The organism is Nocardioides immobilis (assembly GCF_003515065.1).
Classification (GTDB): domain Bacteria; phylum Actinomycetota; class Actinomycetes; order Propionibacteriales; family Nocardioidaceae; genus Nocardioides; species Nocardioides immobilis.
In genome coordinates, this window is the sequence record NZ_QXGH01000014.1 from 1 (window position 1) to 17,340 (window position 17,340).

At 69.4% G+C, this 17,340-nt stretch carries 19 protein-coding genes; 5 read left to right on the plus strand and 14 right to left on the minus strand.

Features of this window, described 5'->3' with window-relative positions; genetic code table 11:
- The 5 genes from D0Z08_RS10015 to D0Z08_RS10035 all read right to left on the minus strand — a co-directional run.
- Window positions 1-388: NAD(P)/FAD-dependent oxidoreductase (locus D0Z08_RS10015; protein WP_147381388.1), on the minus strand; the 388-nt coding region annotated here is incomplete at its 3' end.
- Window positions 389-468: 80 nt separating this feature from the next.
- Window positions 469-1,236, minus strand: a complete 768-nt coding sequence (locus D0Z08_RS10020; protein ID WP_118925111.1) for an amino acid ABC transporter ATP-binding protein — start codon at window positions 1,234-1,236, stop codon at window positions 469-471.
- Window positions 1,233-2,171 (minus strand): amino acid ABC transporter permease, encoded by a 939-nt coding sequence (locus D0Z08_RS10025; RefSeq protein ID WP_118925112.1) that lies wholly within the window; start codon window positions 2,169-2,171, stop codon window positions 1,233-1,235. The genes D0Z08_RS10020 and D0Z08_RS10025 overlap by 4 nt, the downstream gene beginning before the upstream one ends.
- 3 nt (window positions 2,172-2,174) lie before the next feature.
- On the minus strand, window positions 2,175-3,107 hold the full coding sequence (locus D0Z08_RS10030) for an ABC transporter substrate-binding protein (RefSeq protein ID WP_118925113.1): 933 nt from the start codon (window positions 3,105-3,107) through the stop codon (window positions 2,175-2,177).
- Window positions 3,108-3,277: 170 nt separating this feature from the next.
- Window positions 3,278-3,952 (minus strand): haloacid dehalogenase type II, encoded by a 675-nt coding sequence (locus tag D0Z08_RS10035; protein ID WP_118925114.1) that lies wholly within the window; start codon window positions 3,950-3,952, stop codon window positions 3,278-3,280.
- Window positions 3,953-4,060: 108 nt separating this feature from the next.
- Here D0Z08_RS10035 and D0Z08_RS10040 point away from each other — a divergent pair, with 108 nt between their 5' ends.
- The 4 genes from D0Z08_RS10040 (at window position 4,061) to D0Z08_RS10055 (ending at window position 6,816) form a co-directional block, all read left to right on the plus strand.
- Window positions 4,061-4,414 carry an ArsR/SmtB family transcription factor gene (locus D0Z08_RS10040; RefSeq protein WP_281271721.1) on the plus strand — a complete coding sequence of 118 codons (354 nt, stop codon included), beginning with the start codon at window positions 4,061-4,063 and terminating at the stop codon, window positions 4,412-4,414.
- Between the two features lie 47 nt (window positions 4,415-4,461).
- Window positions 4,462-5,583 carry a cation diffusion facilitator family transporter gene (locus D0Z08_RS10045; RefSeq protein WP_118925115.1) on the plus strand — a complete coding sequence of 374 codons (1,122 nt, stop codon included), beginning with the start codon at window positions 4,462-4,464 and terminating at the stop codon, window positions 5,581-5,583.
- A 45-nt stretch (window positions 5,584-5,628) separates the two neighbouring features.
- The gene (locus D0Z08_RS10050; protein WP_118925116.1) at window positions 5,629-6,297 is read left to right on the plus strand and encodes a haloacid dehalogenase type II; all 669 of its coding nucleotides are present in this window, start codon (window positions 5,629-5,631) and stop codon (window positions 6,295-6,297) included.
- A 93-nt stretch (window positions 6,298-6,390) separates the two neighbouring features.
- Window positions 6,391-6,816, plus strand: a complete 426-nt coding sequence (locus tag D0Z08_RS10055; protein ID WP_118925117.1) for an antibiotic biosynthesis monooxygenase family protein — start codon at window positions 6,391-6,393, stop codon at window positions 6,814-6,816.
- Window positions 6,817-6,852: 36 nt separating this feature from the next.
- On the opposite strand, the gene D0Z08_RS10060 is transcribed toward D0Z08_RS10055, so the two are convergent.
- The 5 genes from D0Z08_RS10060 to D0Z08_RS10080 all read right to left on the minus strand — a co-directional run bounded on the left by D0Z08_RS10060 (window position 6,853) and on the right by D0Z08_RS10080 (window position 12,174).
- Window positions 6,853-8,022 (minus strand): ROK family transcriptional regulator, encoded by a 1,170-nt coding sequence (locus D0Z08_RS10060; RefSeq protein ID WP_118925118.1) that lies wholly within the window; start codon window positions 8,020-8,022, stop codon window positions 6,853-6,855.
- Window positions 8,023-8,049: 27 nt separating this feature from the next.
- Window positions 8,050-9,126 carry a phosphotransferase gene (locus tag D0Z08_RS10065; protein ID WP_220454127.1) on the minus strand — a complete coding sequence of 359 codons (1,077 nt, stop codon included), beginning with the start codon at window positions 9,124-9,126 and terminating at the stop codon, window positions 8,050-8,052.
- Between the two features lie 20 nt (window positions 9,127-9,146).
- Window positions 9,147-10,496 carry an aspartate aminotransferase family protein gene (locus D0Z08_RS10070; RefSeq protein ID WP_118925119.1) on the minus strand — a complete coding sequence of 450 codons (1,350 nt, stop codon included), beginning with the start codon at window positions 10,494-10,496 and terminating at the stop codon, window positions 9,147-9,149.
- Between the two features lie 18 nt (window positions 10,497-10,514).
- Window positions 10,515-11,189, minus strand: coding sequence for a haloacid dehalogenase type II (locus D0Z08_RS10075; RefSeq protein ID WP_118925120.1), 675 nt, complete (start codon window positions 11,187-11,189; stop codon window positions 10,515-10,517).
- 106 nt (window positions 11,190-11,295) lie between these two features.
- Window positions 11,296-12,174: a LysR family transcriptional regulator gene (locus tag D0Z08_RS10080; RefSeq protein ID WP_118925121.1), complete on the minus strand. Its 879-nt coding sequence runs from the start codon at window positions 12,172-12,174 to the stop codon at window positions 11,296-11,298.
- A gap of 72 nt (window positions 12,175-12,246) precedes the next feature.
- Here D0Z08_RS10080 and D0Z08_RS10085 point away from each other — a divergent pair, with 72 nt between their 5' ends.
- Window positions 12,247-13,488: an MFS transporter gene (locus D0Z08_RS10085; protein ID WP_220454128.1), complete on the plus strand. Its 1,242-nt coding sequence runs from the start codon at window positions 12,247-12,249 to the stop codon at window positions 13,486-13,488.
- On the opposite strand, the gene D0Z08_RS10090 is transcribed toward D0Z08_RS10085, so the two are convergent.
- The 4 genes from D0Z08_RS10090 to D0Z08_RS10105 are packed head-to-tail and all read right to left on the minus strand — an operon-like array spanning window position 13,485 to window position 17,340.
- The gene (locus tag D0Z08_RS10090) at window positions 13,485-14,927 is read right to left on the minus strand and encodes an NAD(P)/FAD-dependent oxidoreductase (protein WP_118925122.1); all 1,443 of its coding nucleotides are present in this window, start codon (window positions 14,925-14,927) and stop codon (window positions 13,485-13,487) included. The genes D0Z08_RS10085 and D0Z08_RS10090 overlap by 4 nt on opposite strands.
- Window positions 14,928-14,960: 33 nt before the next feature.
- Window positions 14,961-15,695, minus strand: a complete 735-nt coding sequence (locus tag D0Z08_RS10095) for an SDR family NAD(P)-dependent oxidoreductase (protein ID WP_118925123.1) — start codon at window positions 15,693-15,695, stop codon at window positions 14,961-14,963.
- Window positions 15,696-15,750: 55 nt separating this feature from the next.
- On the minus strand, window positions 15,751-16,803 hold the full coding sequence (locus tag D0Z08_RS10100) for an alanine racemase (protein ID WP_220454129.1): 1,053 nt from the start codon (window positions 16,801-16,803) through the stop codon (window positions 15,751-15,753).
- 60 nt (window positions 16,804-16,863) lie between these two features.
- Entirely contained in the window at window positions 16,864-17,340 is a 477-nt protein-coding gene (locus D0Z08_RS10105; RefSeq protein ID WP_118925125.1) for a RidA family protein, read from the minus strand.

Genomic DNA, 17,340 nt, shown 5'->3' on the forward strand with positions numbered 1-17,340 from the left:
GCTTGGCCGCCAGGGTCAGCTTCCCGGTACGGGCGAAGTCACAGTCGATGCCCTCCTCGCCCACCAGCTTCTCCACCGTGTCGATCGCGTCGTCATAGGCCAAGAAGTAGGCCTTCGCCGCCTCCAGGCCGTACCGCTCGATCGCGGTCCGGAACCCGATCGAGAGCCCCGTGGTCGCCATCCCGCCGTTACGGCCCGAGGCCCCCCAGCCCACCGACTCGGCCTCGAAGACCTCCACACTCGCACCCTTCCGAGCCAGGTGCAGCGCCGCGGACAGGCCGGTCAGACCCGCACCCACCACCGCCACCTCGGCCCGACCACCGACCTCGGTCCGCGACCGATCAGGCCCCTGCGGAGCAGTGTCGAGCCAGTAAGGGGTGAACTTCATGAGCATGTCCTTCGACTTGGTGGATTCTTGTCATCTACAGCTACGTCATCGTGGGCCGCGCGCGGCGACCCGCTCGGGGGTCACAGCACCGACTCGAGGAACTTCTGGGTCCTTCGCTCCTTCGGGTTGCACAGGACGTCCTTGGGGGCTCCCTGCTCGACCACCAGCCCGCCGTCCATGAACATCACGGTGTCGGCGACCTCCTTGGCGAAGCCCATCTCATGGGTGGCGATGAGCATGGTCATGCCGCGCTCGGCCAGGTCCTTCATGACGGCGAGCACCTCCCCGACCCGCTCCGGGTCGAGGGCGCTGGTGGGTTCGTCGAAGAGCATGACGTTGGGGTCCATCGCGAGCGAGCGCGCGATCGCCACTCGCTGTTGCTGACCTCCGGAGAGCTGCCACGGGTAGTGGCCGCCGTGCCCCTCGAGCCCGACGCTTGCCAGCAGCGCGTCCGCACGCCGTGCGGCCTCTGCCTTCGGCTTGCCCTTGACGAGCACCGGTCCCGACATGACGTTCTGTCGCGCCGTCATGTTGGGGAAGAGGTTGAACGACTGGAACACCATGCCGATCCGAGACCGTTGCGCCGCGACCTCCTTGCGCTTCCTGGCGCGGTACGACGTCGCCGTCTCCCGGAATCCGAGGTCCTCGCCGTTGACGCGCAGGACTCCGCGGTCGACCTCCTCCAGCCCGTTGATGCAGCGGAGCAAGGTGGACTTGCCGGACCCGCTCGGCCCGATGACACAGACGATCTGGCCGCAGACGACGTCCAGGTCGATGCTGTCGAGCACCACCCGGTCGCCGAAGCTCTTGCGCAGACCGCGCGCGAATACTGTTCCGTCACCGTTCACTTGGCATCACCTATGAGTCCGATCTGCGAGGGGACAGGGTCGTTGCCGACCCGGGCCCTGGTGCGAGAGAACCTCTTCTCGATCAGCGACTGCGGATAGCTCAGGAGCACCGTCATGACCAGGTACCAGACACAGGCCACCAGGAGGAGCGGGATGGTCTGGTACGTGCGGGCGTAGACGAGCTGCACGCTCTGCAGCAGCTCCGCGACCCCCAGCACGCTGACCAGTGACGTCTCCTTGAACATCCCGATGAACTGGTTGCCCGTCGCCGGGACGATCGTGGGCATGGCCTGGGGGATGGTGATCCGCCTCAGCTTCGTCAGCCGGCTCATGCCCAGGGCGTCGGCAGCCTCGATCTGTCCCTTGTCCACCGACGCGAACCCACCCCGGACGATCTCGGCCTGGTAGGCGGCCTGGTTGAGGGACAGTCCCAGCACCGCCGCCGTCGTCGCGCTGATCAGTCGGTTGACGTCGATGTCCTGCGAGATGTCGGTGAAGGGGATCCCGATCGCGAGCTCCGGGTAGAGCGCGGCGATGTTGAACCAGAAGATCAGCTGCACCAGCACCGGCGTACCTCGGAAGAACGTGAGGTAGGCGCCGGCCAAGATGCGGACCGGCCTGAGCGGAGAGACCCGCAGGACCGCGATGACCACGCCCAGCACGCTTCCGAAGAACATCGCCGCGAAGGTGAGGACGACGGTCAGGACCAGGCCCCGGATGATCGACGGCGCAGTGAGGTACTGCGCCACGACGTCCCACTGGTAGTTCTCGTTCGTGACGAGAGTGCGGGTCACCCCGATCGTCACGAGGACACAGACGGCCCAGGCGACGTACTCGAGCGTTCCGCGCCGGTGCACCCGAGGCTTCGTTGCGGCGTCCTCGTGTCCGTCCGGTTTATGGCGGTCGGTACGGGTCGGTTCTGTCGTGGAGGTCATGGGTCACCTCAAGATCTGCGACTCGGAGATCGCGCCGGCGCCCAGACCCCAGCGGTCCAGGGTCGCCTGGTAGGCCGGGGAGTCCATGAGCACCTGCATCGCGGCGTGGAGCGCCTCGGTGAGCGGCGAGTCCTTGGGCAGCCCCAGGGCGGCGGTGTCGTCGCCCACTTCCTTCACGTACTGCGGCGAGAGCAGCTCGAACGCCTCAGGCTGCTGCTGCGCCGCCCACGCCAGCTGCGAGGTGTCGGAGAAGACGCCGTCCAGCCGCTTCGACGAGAGCTGCGTCAACGCACTCTCGACGTTGCCGAGGTTCACGCCCTCGACCGGCTCCTCGCCGGCGGCCTCGCAGTCCTCGGAGATGAGGGGGAGGTAGTCCTGCTGCTGCGAGCTGCCCGTCATCACGGCGATCTTCTTGCCGCAGATGGACTCGTCGGCGATGCTCAGGTCCTCGGGGTTGCCCTTCTGCACGATCAGGGACGACCCGGGCGCCCAGTAGGTGATCATGTCCAGGACCTCGAGCCGCTCCGGCGTGGGAGTCATGTTGGTGGCGGTGAAGTCGTAGCGGCCGGCCGCGATCCCCGGGATCACGCCGTCCCAGGTGACGTTCTTGACCTCGACCTCGAGCCCGAGCACCTGCGCGAGAAGCGTGGCGATGTCGACGTTGTAGCCGATCGGCGTCTTCTGGTCCTCGGCGAGGAAGGACGTGGGCGGGTAGTGCAGGTCAGCCGCCATGGTGATCACGCCGGCCTCCTTGATGTCCGCCGGCAGCAGAGCGATCGCCGCGTCATCAGGCTTCACCTCCGCCGAGATGTCCTCGAAGCTGCCCTTCGCACCCGATGCCTCGTCGCTCGACGACGCGGTACCGCCACACGCGCTGGCCGCGATCAGCAGCAGCGATCCGAGGCCTGCCGCCGCGGTAGCTCTCAACTTGTTCATGCTCTTGTGCCTCCTGGTTTTGGGCATAGGGATGTTCATCAGTTGCCGGCAGAGACTCCGGAGGAGCCGCCATCGACGGGGAGATTCCTGGCCGCCCTGCACAGGGCGGTTCTTCACGACGCCGGGCAGGCGTCAGCGCCTGCCCGTGCGAGGCGGGCGGCGGGAAGCGGTCAGATGCCGAGCAGGGTGTTGAGCTCGTCGAGGGACTTGACCACCGTGAGGTCGTAGCCCGGCGGGACCGGGTCGTAGCCGCGGTCCAGCAGCACGAGGTTGCGGAAGCCCATGTCGTGCATCGGCAGCGGGTCGTAGCGGGTGTGCGACGAGACGTGCACGAAGTCCTCGGGCTTGGCGTCCAGCTGCTCGAGCATGTACTCGAACGCGCCGTAGCGGGGCTTGTAGTAGCCGGCCTGCTCGGCGGTGTAGACGGCGTGGAAGTCCGCCTCGAGCCGCGGCACGCTCTCGGCGAGGAAGGAGTCGTCGGCGTTGGAGAGGATCACCAGCTTGTAGTGCTCGCCCATCTTCTTCAGCGGCGCGACCACGTCCGGGTGCGGGCCCCAGCTCCGCACGCCCTCGGCGAAACGCTTCCCCGCGGCGGGGTCGGACTCGATCCCCCACTTGCGGCAGATCCGGTCGAAGGAGTCCTGGAGCACCTGCTCGTAGGGGTAGTACTCACCGCAGACCTGGTCGTAGCGGTAGCCGCGGAACTCCTTGACGAACTGGTCCCACTGCTCGGCAGGGATCTGGTCGCCGACGAGCTCCTTGGTGATGGGGGTCATCGGCCAGCTGATCAGGGTGCCGTAGCAGTCGAAGGAGACGTACTTGGGGCGGAATGTGGGCTGGGTCATACGGGCAAGCGTAGGTCTGCAGATTGACGATTGTCAACAATCTTGCGTCAGTCCACCTTGTGCGGTTACTATCTACGTATGCGCGCAGATTCGCAACCACATGAGGCAATGCCTGAGCAGGAGAAGGTCGACCTCGCGGTCGAGATCTTCCGGATGCTGTCGGACTCCACCCGCGTCAGGCTCCTGTGGGCCCTGCTCGACGGCGAGCGGTCGGTCAACGAGCTCGCCGAAGCGGTGAAGAAGGCGCCGGCGGGCGTCTCCCAGCACCTGGCCAAGCTGCGGCTGGCGCGGCTCGTGCGAACGCGCCGCCAGGCGAACCAGATCTTCTACCGGATCGACAACTCCCACGTTCGGCAGCTGGTGGAGGACGCGATCTACCACGCGGAGCACAGCGCGGGGGGCATCCCCGAGCACCACCGGGCCAAGGCGGACGTCAGTGAGCTTCGCAGAGCCGACCAGTAACCGGCTCCGACCCGTCACCTGAGCTTCACGAGCAAAGAGAGAGCGACATGAGCAACGCAGCACACGACCACGGGCATGGCCACGGGCACGGCCACGGCCACGGCCACGGAGACCACGGTGACCACGACCACGGGTCGGGCGTGTGGGCGAAGATCAAGCACATCGTGGTGCCCCACTCCCACGACTCCAACGAGGCCATCCAGTCGGCCGAGGAGTCCAGCAACGAGGGCATCCGGGCGGCCTGGATCGGCCTGGCCGGCATGGGCGCCACCGCGATCCTGCAGGTCTTCATCGTCGCGATCTCCGGATCGATCGCCCTGCTGGCCGACACCCTGCACAACGTGGGTCACGCGGCCACCACGATCCCGCTGATCATCGCGTTCCGGATCGGACAGCGCGCCGCGACCAAGAAGTACAGCTACGGCTACCGTCGCGCCGAGGACCTGGTCGGTCTCTTCATCTCACTCATCATCGCCCTGTCCGCAGGGCTGATCATCTGGGAGTCCGTCAACGCACTGGTGAACCCGCGTGAGCTCACCAACCTGTGGTGGGTATTCGCTGCCGGCCTGGTCGGCGCCGGCGGCAACGAGCTGGTCGCCGTCTACCGGATCCGCGCCGGGAAGCGGATCGGCTCCGCCGCGCTCATCGCCGAGGGCCAGCACGCCCGCGCCGACGGCTTCACCTCGATCGCGGTCGTCGTCGGAGTGATCGGCGTGTGGCTCGGTTTCGAGCAGGCCGACGCCATCATCGGATTCCTCATCGCGGCCGCGATCCTGTGGATCCTCGTCAGCTCCGTGCGGACCACGGGCCGCCGGCTGATGGACGGCGTCGACGACGATGTCATCGACCAGCTGACCGAGGTCATCACCTCCACTCCGGGCGTCATCAGCGTTGGACGGGTCCGTGCCCGCTGGAGCGGTCACCGTCTCGAGGCTGACGCCAACGTCGCCGTGGACTCCCGGCTCACCGTCCTGGAGAGCCACGCGCTCGCCGAGAAGATCGAGCACAACGTGCTGCACACGGTCGCCCACGTCGAGAACGTCGTCATCCACGTCAACCCCGTCGTCGACGGTGTCGAGCCCCCGGAGCTGCACGAGCTGACCCACCACCACACCAGTGCGGCGGCACGCCAGGAGTACCTCAGCCGCCAGGCAGCCCACCGGTCCTGACCGACCAACGAGAGAAACCGACGAGGACCAAGGAGTACTTCGCACATGCTCGACTTCGAACCGAAGTTCATCACCTTCGACTGCTACGGCACCCTGACCGCGTTCGGGATGTCCGCGGTGACCCGCGAGCTGGTCGCAGACCGCGTGCCGGCGGAGCGGATGGAGGACTTCCTCGACGACTTCGAGGCATTCCGGATCGACGAGGTCCTCGGCGCCTACAAGCCGTACCACCAGGTGATCAACGACGCCCTGGCTCGGACCGCGAAGCTGTGGGGGATCGAGCACCGCGACAGCGACGGAAGGGCGATCTACGAGTCGGTGCCGTCCTGGGGCCCGCACCCCGACGTACCGGAGCCGCTGGCCGCCCTGGCGGAGCGGTATCCGCTGGTCATCCTCTGCAACGCTGCCGACGAGCAGATCCAGAGCAACGTCGACAAGCTCGGCGCGCCGTTCCATGCCGTCTACACCGCCGAGCAGGCGCAAGCCTACAAGCCCCGGCTCCAGGCGTTCGAGTACATGCTCGACCAGCTCGGCGTCGGGCCGCAGGACATCCTGCACGTCTCCTCCAGCCTGCGCTACGACCTGATGCCGGCCCACGACCTGCGGGTGAGCAACAAGGTCTACGTCAACCGGGGCTACGAACCCAGCACGCCCTACTACGGCTACCACGAGGTCTCCGACATCGCCGGCCTCGCGGCACTCCTCGACGTCTGACGCCCCGGCCCGGGCGCGGGACTCCAGATCCCTCGCCCGAGCCGGTCCACCCCCACCTGCGGCCCAGGCCGCAACCCGAACGAGAGGAAGCACATGGATCGCAAGCGCCGCGACATCTTCATCAACGTCGCCAAGCCCGGCCACGGGGACGAAGCAAGGAAGTACCTCGGCGAGTGGCTCCGCTCGCTCGACGGCCACCCCGGATACCTCGGCGGCTCGGTGCTCGAGGAGGTCGCCGGCGAGCTGCTGCCCGACACCGTGGTGCTGATTCTGGAGTTCGAGTCCACCGAGGCTGCCCGAGCGCTCTGGCCCAAGATCGAGAGCACGATCAACCCGCTCTACCCCGACGACAAGAGCGACAAGACCCCCGACCAGGGACCCGCCTTCTTCGACGGCACCAAGGACGCCGTCGCCGCCGGCGGCGAGGTCCCGCTGAAGTTCACCCGGGGAGACGGCCTCTTCGCTCGGATGCTCCACGTCCACGCAGCCGTCGTGGAGGAAGTCGCTGCTTCGGCCTGAGCACGGACTGGCGCTGCGTCGTCCGCGGCCACCGTCTCAGAAGGCGGGCACAGCCTGTTCCGCAGGCCGGCTCTGGCGACGCGATTCCAGCACCGCGACCCGCAGCCGGTTCCGAGCCGCCCGCAGGCCGGCGTACACCGCTCCCTGCGCCACGGACAGACCGAGCACCTGGGTCGGCGCCTTCACCTCCGGGGCCGAGGGAAGGCTGTCGTCCAGCCGTCGTCGTACGTCGGGAAGGACCTCGTCGACGAGCGGCTGCAGTCGACCCACCAGGAAGACCGTCTCCGGATCCATCGTCACGGCTACGGCACTGACAGCGGTAGCCACCGCCGTGGCGAACGCATCCAGCACCTCGGTGCGCGACTCCTCCTCTTGCGGTTGCAGCCACAGGTCCTCGACGCGATCCAGCTGGAGCCCCCGCCCGCGCGCGAACCGAAGCAGGCCGCTCGTGCTCAACAGGCCGTCGAGGGGCTCGTCGCCGACCCCGGAGAAGAGCACGCCGATGTCGCCGAAGGCAGGCGTGCGTCCCCGGACGAGCTCGTGGTCCGTGCAGCTGGCGAAGTTCAGGATGCTGCTCAGGCTGAAGAGCGCGGCATCGCGGAGAGTGGCGTCCTCGGTGAGGATCCGGAGCAGGGACGCGTTGGCGTCACTGTCGAGGCGCACGGGCGCGTCGACCAGGTCGGCGAGGGCTCGCTGGAGGCCGGAGCCCGCGAAGGCCTTCATCGCCTCCCCCGAACCGAAGAACTCCGTGCCGGCCAGCACACGGCCGGGCATCGCAACGACCACCTGGCGCAGCGGCCCCTCTGCGGACCTGCCGGCTTCCGCCACCAGGCCGACCAGCCAGCGGGCGGCCTCGCTGATCCCTTGGTGGTCCCCGGTGGGCACCAGCACGTGCTGCACCTCGCGACCGACGAGATCGGCCACCAGGACGCAGGTGCTCTGCACGCCGAAGCTGATGCCGACGACGTGTCCCGTCGTGCCCGGAACGTCTAGGTAGGTGGACCGGCGGCCGCGGCCGGCGACCTCGTCCACTCCCCCGTCGACGACGAAGCCGTCCGCCCGGAGCTCCTCCACTGCTCGCGACACCGTGGCCTTGCTCAAGCCGGTCAGCTCGATGAGCTCGTTGCGTGTCAGCGGGGCACGGGAAAGCACCACATCGAGGACCGACGCCTTGTTGTAGTCGCGCGACGTGGGGTTGCTGGTCACCCGACGACCCTATCGACGGTGGGCCGTTCAGCCGTGGCCACGACGGCCCGCCCGGAGCTGCGCGACGACGTCCGACATCGGTACGGCGATGGCCCGCTCCACGTTGATCCAGTCGTCCTTGGCATGGGCCAGGAGGTAGTCGCGCCGTCCTGGCACGCGCTCCGCGCGCCAGTTCGTGATCAGTGCGCGCAGGGTGAGTCGTGCCAGCGCGGCCACGGGCAGCAGCGGGAGCTCACGGTCCGTGATCGGCCGGGCCCGTTCATAGCCCGCGACGAAGGCGCAGGCCTCCCACCAGGGCTCGTCCGGCGTCCGGCCGACGAGGTTCGCCAGGGACACCGCGGGATCGAAGATCAGCGCACTGCGCATGGTGTCGCCGAAGTCGATGACGCCGGCGACGTAGTCGTCGCTCTGCTCGTCGACGACCACGTTGTAGGGGCTGTAGTCGCCGTGGATCACCTGCGCCTCGAGGTCGTCGACCCTGGGGACGACGGCTTCCTCGAACAGCCGGAAGACCTCTGCAGCCAGCCGGCGGTGCTCGCCGCTCGGCGTGTGCTCGACGAGCCCCGTCAGGTGGTGGAAGTGCCGGATGTCCCACATCAGCTCTCGTCGGTCCGCCGGGTGCGCGAACGCCTCGAGCGCCACGTCGACGCGCCCGAGGACCTCGCCCACCTGCGCGAGCTGGCCGGCGTCCGGGTCCGCCTGGGCCCAGAGCGCGCCCTCGACGTACTCGAACACCCGCAGGATCCGAAGGCTGCCGTCGTCCTCCACGACCACGTTGTCGCGTCCTTCGACGGTCAGCCTCACCCGTTGGACGGGCAGCTCCGGGACGGCGTCCTCGAGGAACCGCATCGCGGCGGTCTGCAGCCCGACGATCGCCGGAGCCTCGTCGGGCGGCGAGACCTTCACGAGGAACTGGGTCTCCTCGGCCCTGAGCCGGAACGTCTCGTCCTTCTCCGTCGCCACCGGCTGCAGACGCCCGGCGAGGCGGTAGTGCCTGTGCAGGAGGCCGCTCACCACCACCGGGTCGACGGGCTCGTGGGGGGACGCCAAGCCGCTTCCGGCGAAGAGCCGCTGGGCGAGGCCCGAGGACGGTGAGGCATTCACTGTGAGTCCCTTCAGCCCTGCTACAGACGGACTTTCGCGACCTCGGCGAAGGTCTCCAGGAACCGCGTCACGTCGGCGGAGCTGAAGGCCAGCGGAGGACGGACCTTCAGGACGTTCGCGCCCTTGCCGGTGCCGCTGATGAGGACTCGACGGTCCCGCAGGTCGTTGATGATGTCCTCGGCTCGTGCGCGATCGGGGTCGAGCGTCTCGCGGTCCCGGACGATCTCGATGCCGACGTACAGACCGCTGCCGCGCACCTCGGAGACGTACGGCGACGCCTGCGTGATCTCCTCCAGTCCGGCACGCAGGGCCTTGCCGTTCACGAGGACGCGCTGCTGCACGTTCTCCTCCTCGAAGACGTCGAGCACCGCCGCCCCGGCCGCGACCGGGATCGAGCTGCCGGCGAAGGTGTTGAAGTAGCGGACGTTCTGTCCGAAGTCGTCGCAGACCTCGGGGCGGAAGACCACGCCCGAGAGCGGCAGTCCGTTGCCCATCGGCTTGCCCATGGTGACGATGTCCGGCACCACGCCGTGCCGGCTGAAGCCCCACATGGTGTCCCCGAGCCGGGCGAACCCGGACTGCACCTCGTCCGCGATGTAGACACCACCGGCCGCACGCACCTCCTCCAGGACGCCCGCCATGTACCCGACCGGGTCGGTGAAGATGCCGTCGCTGCTGTAGGCGCAGTCGGTGACCAGCGCCGCGAGCCGGTAGCCGTGGCGCTCGAGGTCGTCGATCGCGCCCCGCACCTGGTCGCGCATGTGCTCGGCCAGCGTGGACCCGGGCGCGACGAGTCTCGGGTCGGGAGGGTCGATGAGCCGGACGTTCGGACCCAGCGGTGAACCCTTGCCCAGTGTGGGCGAGAAGCTCGAGACCTCACGGGTGATGCCGTGGTAGGCCCAGCGCGTCACGATGACTCCCTCGGCACCGGTGTGGAACCTCGCCACCCGCATCGCGAGGTCGTTGGCCTCGGACCCGCTGCACGCCAGGCTCACCTTCGACAGCTCCTCGGGGAACGTCTCGAGAAGCCGCTCTGCATAGTCGACCAGCGGTTCCTGGACGTAGCGGGTGTTGGTGTTGACGGCTGCCATCTGACAGGAGACCGCCTCGACCACGTAGGGGTGGGCGTGCCCGACGCACGGGACGTTGTTGTAGGCGTCGAGGTAGTCGTTGCCGTCACGGTCGAACAGGTGGGCTCCGCGACCGGAGACGAACTCGACAGGTTCCCGGTACATCAGCATGTAGCCGGGACCGAGCACCTCGTTCCGTCGTTCGATGGTCTCCTGGAGATGGTCGGGAAGTCCGCCCATCACACCGGGGTCGAACCGGTTGGGGAAGCTGGCGAGCGCTCGACTGAGGGTGGTAGGCATCGGGAGCTCCTTGCCGGCTCAGATACCGAGCATCGTGTTGAGCTCGTCGAGGGACTTGACCACCGTGAGGCCGTAGCCCGGCGGCACCGGGTCGTAGCCGCGGTCCAGCAGCACCAGGTTGCGGAAGCCCATGTCGTGCATCGGCAGCGGGTCGTAGCGGGTGTGCGAGGAGACGTGCACGAAGTCCTCCGGCTTGGCGTCCAGCTGCTCCAGCATGTACTCGAACGCGGCGTACCGGGGCTTGTAGTAGCCCGCCTGCTCGGCGGTGTAGACGGCGTGGAAGTCCGCCTCGAGCCGCGGCACGCTCCCCTCGAGGAAGGAGCCGTCGGCGTTGGAGAGGATGACCAGCTTGAAGTTCTCGCCCATCTTCTTCAGCGGCGCCGGGACGTCCGGGTGCGGCCCCCAGCTCCGCACGCCTTCGGCGAAACGCTTCCCCGCGGTCGGGTCGGACTGGATCCCCCACTTGCGGCAGACCCGGTCGAAGGCGTCCTGCAGCACCTGCTCGTAGGGGTAGTACTCACCCAGCACCTGGTCGTAGCGGTAGCCGCGGAACTCCCTGACGAACTGGTCCCACTGCTCGGCAGGGATCTGGTCGCCGACCAGCTCCTTGGTGATGGGCGTCATCGGCCAGCTGATCAGGGTGCCGTAGCAGTCGAAGGAGACGTACTTCGGGCGGAACGTGGGGGTGGTCATGGCGGTGCGCCCTTCCATCGGTGTGGTTGTCGAGGCAGGCCCTCTCGGCCGCTGCCCCACCATAACGCATTTCGTTCCCGTTTGAAACTGAAACTTTGTAGGGCGGTCACGACCTCGGAGCGACCCCGGACAGTCCCATCTCCTTGCCGACGACGGGCACCGCGCTCCTCCAGTACGGCGGGGCGGGGACCCTTGTGACCACGGACAGTCGCGGCCCGCCGAACCGAGGGGTGGTGAGCTCGCGGTCGCCCTCGGCGAGATAGGTCCGCAGCAGGGACCGCGGCATGACGACCGGGTGGCCGAGGAGGCGCCCGAGCCGCACCGCGGTCTCCGCCGTCGCCGCGCGGTACGGCGTGGCCCCGAGGGCGACGACGCGCTCGTCGAGGTCCTCCCCCGAGTAGTCGGTGGTGTAGGTGACGACGGTCCTGCCGGCGAGCTGCCGACGGTCGGTGGAGCGGAGGTCGCAGGTGGCGGGTGCCAGGACGCCGATCCGGTCCACTCCCACGAGCCGGCCGGTCACGCCCTTCGGCAGCTCGATCTGCCCGGCGATGGCGACGAAGGCCGCGTCGAGCGAGCCCTCGGCCACCCACTCGACGAGCCGGGGGCCGTGGTCGACGACCTGGCTGGTGCGCAGGTGGGGCAGAGCGACGTGCAGCGCAGGGAAGACCAGCATCGCGAGGCTCGGGATGGTGCCCACCGTGATGGTCGCCGACTCGGCTGCCGCCCTGCTGCGTTCGAAGACCCGCTCCAGGTGCTCGAGGATGTGCCTCGCCTGGACCATCATCTCGCGGCCGGCGGGCGTCGGGCGCGCTCCGGTGGTGTCCCGGTCGAACAACCGCACGCCGCACCGCCGCTCCAGGGCCGCCAGCCGCTGGCTGGCCGACGGCTGGCTGACCAGCAGCCCTCGCGCCGCCGCGCCGAGTGAACCGTGCCGGCCGACGGCGTCGACGAGGCGGAGGTCCGCAACCTCCGGATATGGATCCATAAGGCCAGTCTATGAGTGGTTGCCCGGCGATGCTCGCTACCGGCCGCTGCCTGCTTGTCCGAGCCTTGGAGCATGAGGAGAGATCTGGTGCGCATCCTGATGGCCACCTTCGTCAGCTGGATGGGCCTGCGGATCACGGAGGTCGCTCTGCCCCTGATCGCGCTGCAGCAGACGGGCTCGGTGTGGGCCACCGGCCTGGTCGCCGGATGCTCGGGCATCTCGCTCCTCACCTCGCCGTGGTGGGCGGCGCGCCTTCGCCACCGGGTGACCGCCGGGCCGGCCCTGGCCGCGGTCCTCGGCCTGCAGGCTCTCGGCTACGTCACCGTGGCCGTCGCCGCGACGCTCGACTCCCTCACCGTTGCGCACCTGTGCCTCAGCGGCCTGGTCGTCGGCGCAGCGACGTCGGTCGGAGGTCCCGCGACCCGCGCCATGCTCGCCGACCTCGGAGACCGCATCGGACCCGGTGTCGCGGTCCGCGCCCTGGCCTGGCAAGACCTCGCCCACCGGATCAGCATGGTGGCCGGTCCGCCCGTCGCCGCCTGGGTCGTCACCCGGCACGGGGCGATGCCGCTCATGTGGGCGGACACGATCGCTGTGCTGCTGGCGGCTGTGCTCGTGGCGAGGGTCGGACAGTACGGCGTACGGCGGGCCTCTGCCGGTGCGGTGCCGCGCCGGGCGCGGGAGGTCCTGCGCGCCCACCCCGTCGTCGCCGACGGCATCGCGATGGCCGCGGTGGGCTGGTACTGGTGGTTCGCGTTCGCGCTCGGCCTCGCCATCCTCGGCGCCGAGACGGGCCGGCCGGGACAGCTGGTCGCGGCCGGGATGGCCGGGTACGGCGTCGGCTCGCTGGCGGGATCGGCGACGGTCCCGTTGATGGTGACGCGCCTGCCGCGCGTGCCGACGATGGTCACCGGGTGGGTCGTGCTGGGCCTCATGTTCGCGGCCCTGCCGTGGCTGGACGGCTCCCTGCCGGCCCTGGCGGTGGTCTCGGCGGTCGGCGGCTTCGTGACTCCCTTCGGGCTGGCCGCACTGAACGCAGTGATCACCGAGCACACGAGCGGCGAGGAGCGCCGTACCGCCTTCGCGGCCCAGCACGTGGCCGGGAGTGGTGGCTCGTCGGTGGGGATGCTCACCGGCGGCGCCGTCATCGCTGTGCTCGGCGCGGAGAACACGCTGCACGTCGCGGGGTCGGTCCTCGTCGCGGTGCCGGTCGTCCTCGTGGCAAGAACCCTGCTGCGACGACGCCGTCGGGACGCGCGCGAACCAGTGCCCTTCGGCGATCCTTCCTCGACTGCAGCGTGCCGGGCCGGCTAGCTGGGCGGCAGGAACGGCGCCACCAGACGCACTCGCTTCGCCTGCTTCCCCGTGCGCTCCTCATAGGCGTCGGCCGACGCGAGCGTCTTGTGGATGAGCCTCGAGGCGATGAACCGGAGCGGCTCGGGCTCCCAGTTCCGGGTGCGGTGCCCGACCCACGGAAGCGATGTCAGGTCGGTGCTGCGGCCCAGGACCAGGTCGCGCATCGTGCGGCCCGAGATGTTGGCTGCGGTGACCCCGTGGCCGCCGAAGGCACCCACGAATCCGAGTCCCGTAGCGCGGTCGAAGGTCGTCGTCATGCACCAGTCGCGTGGTACCGCCAGGGGGCCGCCCCAGTGATGGGTGATCCGCGCATCCGCTGCAGCAGGAATGGCTGCTCGCAGGGTCTGGACCAGCCGCTCGTAGACGTGGGCGTCCTGCTCGTTCTCGGGGGAGATGGGTCTGGTGAGTCGGTACGGCGCACCTCGGCCGCCGACCACGATCCGTCCGTCGACCGACCGCTGGGCGTAGTAGTAGAGGTGCCCGAGGTCTGCGAACCCGAGGCCGTCCCGCCACCCGAGCTCGTCCCAGGCCTGCTGGGGAAGGGGTTCGGTAGCGATCACCAGGGAGTAGAGCGGCAGGAACCTGCGACGCTGGCCCCGCTCGCGAATCGTGTAGGACTCCGTCGCCCGGACCACGACATCGGCCGAGATCCGGCCGTCGCTGCACTGGACCACGTTCGGGCCCAGGTGCTCAGCCGGGCTCTGCTCATAGATCTTGACACCCAGACGCTCACAAGCCGTGGCCAGCCCGCGAGCCAGCCGAGCGGGATCGACGCGAGCACAGTGCGGCGTGAACGACGCACCGAGAAGACCCTCCGGCCCGCGGACGAGGTCGGCGGACTCGTCGGCGGTGAGGAGCCTGATGTCCTCGGGACCGAGCCCGGAACGGTGCTTCGCCTCGACCCTGGCGCGGAGACGCTGCAGCTGCGGCTCGGTGGTCGCCACCGTGAGAGCCCCCGCCTTGTTGTAGCCGCAGTCGATCCCTTCCAACGCCACGACGCGACCGATCTCGTCGATCCCGTGGTGGACCTCGCGCTCGGCGCGAAGGACGCTGTCCCAACCGCTACGCCGGGCGTAGCGCGCGGCGCTGCCGGCGATGCCGGCAGACACGAAGCCGCCGTTACGACCCGCGGCGCCGAAGCCCGCGATCTCGGCCTCGACAACGGTGACCCGCAGGGAGGGGTCGGCTTTCTTGAGGTAGTACGCCGTCCACAGCCCCCCGAACCCGGCGCCGACGATCGCGACGTCGCACGTGTGGTCGCCCGACAGGCGCTCCCTCGGCGTCAGGTCCTGGACGACTCCCTCGAGCCACAGGCTCCGTGCCCACGGGTTGTCGGGTGCGGGGGGCGGCGCGGTCGCACCGTCCGGTCCGCCCTTCGGTCGCTCGACTCGAGCCATCGCAGTTGCCTCTCTGCTCTTCGGGATCGGAACTCAGAAGGCGGTGTAGCCGCCGTCGACGGGCAGGACCGCGCCGGTGATGTACGTCGACTCCGGCGAGGCGAGGAAGAGGACCGCGTCGGCCACCTCTTCCGGGGTCGCCAGGCGCTGGAGAGGGATCTGTGCCTCGCGCTCGCGGCGGTAGGCCTCGGGGTCCGGCCGGCGCTGGAAGGACGCTTCGATGACCGGCGTGGTGGTCAGGCCGGGCGCAACCACGTTGACGCGGATGTTGCGGGGAGCCCACTCGATCGCCGCGCCCTTGGCGAGCATGATCAGGCCACCCTTGGCCGCGGAGTACAGCACCTCCTCCGGCTTGCCGACCATCCCGAGCCGCGAGCCCACGCAGACGATGGAACCGCCGGCTGCGGGCATCAGCGGGGCGAAGTGCTTCATCACCAGGAACGCGCTGAGCAGGTTGCTGTGCAGCACGTCCCGCGCGTCGTCGTACGCCATGTCGACGAGGGGGCTGCTCCGTTGCAGGCCGTGGTTGATGACCACCACGTCGACGGACCCGAAGGTGTCGGCCGCCTGCTGGGCCAGGCTGGAGACGAAGGACTCGTCGTTGGCGTCGCCGGCGACGTATACGTCGTCGGGCTCGGCACTGTCGAGGTGCTCCCTGCGCCCGGTGAGCAGCAGACGCGCGCCTTCGCGGCGGAAGTGGGACGTCACCGCCTCTCCGATCCCGCTGGTCGCGCCGGTGACCAGCGCGGTCTTCTTGTCGAGTCTCATCTCAGCTTCTCCTGGTTCATCGGGGTGTGGGTCTGGATCGGGCCCGGCTGACCCGTCAGCTGAGCAGGCCGCGAGCCGCGACCGGCCACCGCTGCAGCGTGGTGCCCTCGGAGTCGGTCACGACCAGCTCCTCGAAGCTCGCCACCACCGGGCAGACGTGGTTGGGCACCACCGGGACGACCGTGCCCACGCGGGGCCGCACCTCCCCTGCCGGCACCGCCACGAACCCGTGGTACTCGTTGAGCTTGGCCAGGACGGCCTTCTTGCCCGCGATCCCGCCGTAGCCGATCTCCGGGTTGCCCTCACGGCCCATGGCCTTGGTGCCGACGTCGAGGATGGCCTGGTCGGGGACCCAGTCGCTGACCACGGTCGCGGCCACGAACAACGCGATGTCGTCCTCCGCGCACGCCCCGAGCCGGGTGTTGTTGAGGTCGCAGAAGACGTATTCGCCCGGGCGGATCTCGGTGATGACGCTGCCGGTCGCGAACGCGACCGTGGGCGTCGAGCCCGCGCTGACCACCTCCGCGGCGATGCCGGCGTCGTCGCAGCTGCGGACCGCCGCCCTGAGCGCGGCCTCCTGGTCCTGCGCCGCCGGCTCCCGCGAGTCAGGCCCGGCGCTGCCGTGCCCGGGGTAGGTGTAGACCCCCACGGGCACCAGACCTCGGTTGCGCGCGGCACGCGCCAGGTCACCGGCGACCTCAGGCGGGGCGCCGGAGCGGCGAGCGCCGCAGTCGACCTCGACGACCACCTGGAGCCGGTCCGGCTCGCCGCCCATCGCGTCGGCGAGAGCGTCGATGGCCGCGGCGTTGTCGACGCCGACGCGAAGCCGCGTGGTCTGCGCCAGCCGCCGGATCCGCTCGCCCTTGGTCCCCGAGGGCCAGACCGGGTAGGCGAGGAAGATGTCGTCGAAGCCGGCGCCGGCGAACACCTCCGCCTCACCGACGTTGCCGGCGGTGATCCCCACCGCCCCCGCCTCGACCTGGAGGCGTCCGATCTCGATGCACTTGTGCGTCTTGACGTGCGGCCGCACGTCGAGGCTCTGCTCGGCGGCGAAGGCCTGCATGCGCTCGATGTTGCGCTGCATCACGTCCGCCACGACGATCGGCATGGGGGTGTCCACTCGGCCGGCCAGGTCGTCCAGCACTCGTTGGAGCCGGTTCATGGTGGCCTAGACCGCCGTGCAGATCATCTGGATCTCAACCGGGGTGTTCACCGGCAGGCTCGCCACGCCGATCGCGGTCCGCGCGTGCCGACCGTTCTCACCGAGCACCTCGACGAGGAGGTCGCTGGCCGCGTCGGCGACCTTCGACTGCAGGCCGAAGTCGGGCGTGCTGGCGACGAAGACCAGCATCTGCACGATCCGGACCCGGTCGAGGCCGCCCACGGCGTCCGCGGCGACCGCCAGGCAGTTGAGGGCGGCGTGGCGCGCCAGCTCACGACCGGTCTCGAGGTCGACGTCGCGACCCAGGACGCCCTGGCCCAGCAGCTCGCCGTCCCGGTAGGGCAGCTGACCCGCCACGTGCACGCTCGAGTCGACCCTCCGATGGTGCACGTAGTGCGCGTTGTCGGGGATGTGGGGCAGCTCCAGGCCGAGGGCGTCGAGCCGCTCGGCAGCCGAGCCACCCCGGGTGTGCAGGTCGGTCAT

What these genes read in the sequence shown, in the direction of transcription:
- D0Z08_RS10025 (WP_118925112.1), bottom strand. Translation starts at nt 2,171, where the DNA reads ATGACCTCCACGACAGAACCGACCCGTACCGACCGCCATAAACCGGAC.
- D0Z08_RS10030 (WP_118925113.1), bottom strand. Translation starts at nt 3,107, where the DNA reads ATGAACAAGTTGAGAGCTACCGCGGCGGCAGGCCTCGGATCGCTGCTG.
- D0Z08_RS10035 (WP_118925114.1), bottom strand. Translation starts at nt 3,952, where the DNA reads ATGACCCAGCCCACATTCCGCCCCAAGTACGTCTCCTTCGACTGCTAC.
- D0Z08_RS10040 (WP_281271721.1), top strand. Translation starts at nt 4,061, where the DNA reads ATGCCTGAGCAGGAGAAGGTCGACCTCGCGGTCGAGATCTTCCGGATG.
- D0Z08_RS10045 (WP_118925115.1), top strand. Translation starts at nt 4,462, where the DNA reads ATGAGCAACGCAGCACACGACCACGGGCATGGCCACGGGCACGGCCAC.
- D0Z08_RS10050 (WP_118925116.1), top strand. Translation starts at nt 5,629, where the DNA reads ATGCTCGACTTCGAACCGAAGTTCATCACCTTCGACTGCTACGGCACC.
- D0Z08_RS10055 (WP_118925117.1), top strand. Translation starts at nt 6,391, where the DNA reads ATGGATCGCAAGCGCCGCGACATCTTCATCAACGTCGCCAAGCCCGGC.
- D0Z08_RS10070 (WP_118925119.1), bottom strand. Translation starts at nt 10,496, where the DNA reads ATGCCTACCACCCTCAGTCGAGCGCTCGCCAGCTTCCCCAACCGGTTC.
- D0Z08_RS10075 (WP_118925120.1), bottom strand. Translation starts at nt 11,189, where the DNA reads ATGACCACCCCCACGTTCCGCCCGAAGTACGTCTCCTTCGACTGCTAC.
- D0Z08_RS10080 (WP_118925121.1), bottom strand. Translation starts at nt 12,174, where the DNA reads ATGGATCCATATCCGGAGGTTGCGGACCTCCGCCTCGTCGACGCCGTC.
- D0Z08_RS10085 (WP_220454128.1), top strand. Translation starts at nt 12,247, where the DNA reads ATGAGGAGAGATCTGGTGCGCATCCTGATGGCCACCTTCGTCAGCTGG.
- D0Z08_RS10090 (WP_118925122.1), bottom strand. Translation starts at nt 14,927, where the DNA reads ATGGCTCGAGTCGAGCGACCGAAGGGCGGACCGGACGGTGCGACCGCG.
- D0Z08_RS10095 (WP_118925123.1), bottom strand. Translation starts at nt 15,695, where the DNA reads ATGAGACTCGACAAGAAGACCGCGCTGGTCACCGGCGCGACCAGCGGG.
- D0Z08_RS10100 (WP_220454129.1), bottom strand. Translation starts at nt 16,803, where the DNA reads ATGCCGATCGTCGTGGCGGACGTGATGCAGCGCAACATCGAGCGCATG.
- D0Z08_RS10105 (WP_118925125.1), bottom strand. Translation starts at nt 17,340, where the DNA reads ATGACCGACCTGCACACCCGGGGTGGCTCGGCTGCCGAGCGGCTCGAC.